This window comes from Roseicyclus sp., assembly GCF_052168335.1.
Taxonomy (GTDB): domain Bacteria; phylum Pseudomonadota; class Alphaproteobacteria; order Rhodobacterales; family Rhodobacteraceae; genus Roseibacterium.
On record NZ_JBQLZP010000699.1, the window covers coordinates 1 to 3742 of the forward strand.

Annotated in this window: 4 protein-coding genes and 1 tRNA gene; 2 read left to right on the forward strand and 3 right to left on the reverse strand. The window is 71.1% G+C overall.

From position 1 onward, the window contains the following. Positions 1 to 1004, forward strand: a 1004-nt coding sequence (locus tag ACTS11_RS21275; protein WP_442642276.1) for a peptidoglycan-binding domain-containing protein, incomplete at its 5' end; no start/stop codon positions are given. 82 nt (positions 1005 to 1086) lie between these two features. Here the strand turns inward: ACTS11_RS21275 and ykgO are convergent. Both ykgO and ACTS11_RS21285 read right to left on the reverse strand, forming a co-directional pair. Continuing rightward, the gene (gene ykgO / locus ACTS11_RS21280; protein WP_010141322.1) at positions 1087 to 1212 is read right to left on the reverse strand and encodes a type B 50S ribosomal protein L36; all 126 of its coding nucleotides are present in this window, start codon (positions 1210 to 1212) and stop codon (positions 1087 to 1089) included. Between the two features lie 92 nt (positions 1213 to 1304). Further along, positions 1305 to 1379: transfer RNA gene (locus ACTS11_RS21285), tRNA-Val, on the reverse strand. 180 nt (positions 1380 to 1559) lie between these two features. On the opposite strand from ACTS11_RS21285, the gene ACTS11_RS21290 reads away from it, so the two are divergent. After that, a complete protein-coding gene (locus ACTS11_RS21290) occupies positions 1560 to 2417 on the forward strand; it encodes an N-formylglutamate amidohydrolase (protein ID WP_442642277.1) in 858 nt (285 codons plus the stop codon). 2 nt (positions 2418 to 2419) lie between these two features. On the opposite strand, the gene ACTS11_RS21295 is transcribed toward ACTS11_RS21290, so the two are convergent. Beyond that, complete coding sequence (locus ACTS11_RS21295; protein ID WP_442642278.1) at positions 2420 to 3673, reverse strand: DNA polymerase IV; 1254 nt, start codon at positions 3671 to 3673, stop codon at positions 2420 to 2422. Between the last annotated feature and the right edge of the window lie 69 nt (positions 3674 to 3742).

Sequence of the window (3742 nt, forward strand, 5' to 3'; positions counted from 1 at the left end):
TGTCCTCGGCGGTCGACTATATCCCGGCGCGTGGCGGAGCGACGCAACCGGCGCCGCAGGACGAGGACCGCGCGCTCTGGCGTGCGGTGGAAGACATCGGCACGGCCGCCGCCTACCGCCTCTATCTCGACCGCTTCCCGCGCGGCGCCTATGCCGACCTCGCGCGGCGGCGGCTCGCGACGGCGGAGCCCGTTGATCCGCGCCCGCCCGCCGAGGCGGCGGAGGATGCGCTCGACCTCACGCGGAACGAGCGACAGACGCTGCAACGCTATCTCACGATCCTCGGCCATGACACGCGGGGCGTCGACGGCATCTTCGGCCCCGCCACGCGGACCGCCATCGCCACCTGGCAGGATGTGCGGGGCATGGCGGCGACGGGCTTCCTGACGGCGGAGCAGGTGGCGACCCTGCGCCGCGAGGGCGAGATCCGCGAGGCCGTCCTCGCCGAGGAGCGGCGCGAGCGCGAGCGCCAGGACCGCGCCTGGTGGGAGGCGACCGGGGCGGGGCGCACCCTCGAGGGGATGCGCGACTACCTCGCGCGCTATCCCGACGGGCTCTTTTCCGAGCGCGCGCGGGCGGCGATCCGCGAGGCGGAGGAGGAGCGGGGCGAGGCCGAGGCCGACAGGGCCTGGCAGCGCACGCTCGAGATCGACACGGTCGACGCCTACCGTGTCTTCATCCGCAACTACCCGCGCAGCCGTTTCGTCCCGGCCGCGGAGGAGCGCATCCTCGAGTTGCAGACGGGTATCGGCGCCGAGGACCGGCAGCGCGCCGAGGCGCGGGAGGCCGCGCTGAACCTGCCTTCCGTCACGCGGCTCCTGGTCGAGCAGCGGCTGGCGCGGCTGGGACTCGAGCCCGGGCGGGTCGACGGCAACTTCGACGCCGACACACGCCGCGCGATCCGCGAGTTCCAGGACGAGCGGGGCATGGCCGCGACCGGCTACCTCGACGAGGCGATGATCGCGCTGCTGCTGGCGGGCAGCCTCGGCGAGATCCTGCGGTGAGCGGGGCCGGAAAAGGAAACGGGCCGCCCTTCTGGGGCGGCCCGGTTTCGGCTTGTCCTCGGGTCGTGGGTGCGCTGCGCGCTCAGCCCTGGCGGGCCTTGAAGCGGCGCTGCGTCTTGTTGATCACGTAGACCCGGCCCTTGCGGCGCACGACGCGGCAATCGCGGTGGCGCTGCTTGAGCGAGCGGAGCGAGTTCCTGACCTTCATGGGTCGTCTCCTTCGTCGCGGCGCGGCGATGCGCCTTGGTGTTGATCCCTGGCCCTTGCGGACCGGCGATGGCTTCGCGGGGAAGCCGGAAATGGTGGGCGGTACTGGGATCGAACCAGTGACCCCTACGATGTCAACGTAGTGCTCTACCGCTGAGCTAACCGCCCGAAAACCCGTGCGTCCGTCCGGGAACGGGATGGCACTCCGCACAAGGGACCGCCACCCATGCCGCAGCCTGCCGCAGAGGTGAGCGGTCTATAAAAGGAGTCGAAACGGGGTTCAAGGGCTTTTGGCCCCGCGCGAAATCCCGCTATATGGTGCGCGAGACCACCCGGCGAGGAGCGTGGATGCACCCGGCCTACAGCCTCAGCACCCCGAGGGAGACGACCACGTCCGTGGTCGTCGCCTCGCCCCATTCGGGCAGGCATTATCCCCGCAGCTTCCTGCAGTCGAGCATGCTGGACGAGCGCAGCATCCGCTCCTCCGAAGACGCCTTCATGGACCTCCTCGTGGACGCCGCTCCGGGGCTCGGCGCGCCGCTTCTGGCCGCCGAATACCCCCGCGCCTACATCGACCTCAACCGCAGCGCGGACGAGCTCGATCCGGGCGTGATCGAGGGCATCGGCCGCGTCGTGCAGACGCCGCGCATCAGTTCCGGGCTCGGGGTCATTCCGCGCGTCGTGGCGAACGGGCGGGCCATCTACCGAGGCAAGCTCACCCGAAAGGAGGCCGAGGACCGCATCGCGCGGCTCTGGCGTCCCTACCACGACGCGCTCGACAGGCTGATGCAGGACGCGCACGACCGTTTCGGCGAGGCGGTGGTGCTCGACTTCCACTCGATGCCGCACGAGGCGCTCGACAGCGTGGTGCGGCCCGGGATGCGCCGGCCCGAGGTCGTGCTCGGCGACCGGTTCGGGGCCTCGGCACGGGGTGACCTCGTGGACGCGATCGAGGCGGCCTTCCTCGATGCAGGGCTGGTGGTCAGCCGCAATGCCCCCTTCGCCGGGGCCTTCGTGGCGCAGCGGTACGGCAGGCCCTCGCGCGGCTGGCACGCGGTGCAGATCGAGATTGACCGCTCGCTCTACATGAACGAGCGGATGATCCGGCCGAACGGCAATTTCGAGACGATGCGCCGGATCGTGGGCTCGGTGCTGGCGCGCGCCATCGCCGCGACGCCGGGCGCGATGCCGCTCGCGGCCGAGTAGACCTAGCGCAGGGCACGGCCCTTGAGGATCGCATCGGGCCCGAAGCGGGCGCGGATGCGGTCCGTCGCGCGTTCGGCGGCGGCACGGGCAGCTGCGGCGGGGTCGAGGAGATCGCCTTCGCGGTCCGCGGCCTCCGCCGGCAGCAGGTCCGAGATGCCCACCCCGATCAGGCGGTAGGGACGGGGATGTTCCATCCGGTCGTAGAGCCCGCGCGCGGTGCGGTAGATGCGGTCGGCGGTCTGTGTGCCATCGGGCAAGGTCACGCGCCGCGTCATCAGGCGGAAGTCGTCGCGCTTGAGCTTCAGCGTCACGGTGCGCCCGGCGAGCCCCTTGGCCTTGGCGCGGTCGGCGAGCTTCTCGGCCAAGCGCCAGATATGGCCGTCGAGGATGTCGATGTCCGCGATGTCCTCGGAGAAGGTCGTCTCGTTCGAGATGCTCTTCACCGCGCGGTCGGCCGAGACGGGCCGCGTGTCGATCCCGCGCGCGAGGTCGTGAAGGCGCATCCCCTGGCTGCCGAAGCGGCGGATCAGCTCGTCCCGGTCCCAGCGGCGGAGGTCCGCGATGGTGCGAATGCCCGCCTCGGCCAGCGCGCGCTGGCCCGCGTCGCCGAGGCCCCAGATGACGCCCACCGGCTTCGGGGCGAGCAGGTCGAGCGTCTCGGCCCGCCCGATGACGGAGAAACCCTGCGGCTTGTCCATGTCGGAGGCCATCTTGGCCAGAAACTTGTTGTGGCTGAGCCCGACGGAGCCGGTGATCCCGAGTTCCGTCCGCATCCGCCTGGTCAGGCGGGCGAGCATCACGGCGGGCGGCTGGCCGTGGAGACGCGCGGTGCCCGAGAGGTCGAGGAAGGCCTCGTCGAGGGAGAGCGGCTCGATCGCGGGCGTCATCTCCTCCATCATCGCGCGGATGCGGCGGCTGACCTCGGCATAGACCTCCATCCGGCCCTTCACGACGACGGCCTCGGGGCAGAGCTTCAGCGCCTGGAACATCGGCATGGCCGAGCGCACGCCCTTGATCCGCGCGATGTAGCACGCGGTGGAGACGACGCCGCGTTTCCCCCCGCCGATGATCACCGGCTTGTCGCGCAGCTCCGGGTTGTCGCGCTTCTCGACGCTCGCATAGAAGGCGTCGCAGTCCATGTGCGCGATGGAAAGCGCGAAGAGCTCCGGGTGAGACGTCACGCGCGGGCTGCCGCAGGCCCGGCAGCGGGTGCCCGTCTCGAAGGTCGTCAGGCAGTCGCGGCAGAGAGCTGGCATGATGCGCAAGATAGCCCCCGCGCCGACGCGGCGGAAGGGCGCGCTTCCGGTCGGGGACGGCTGCGATAG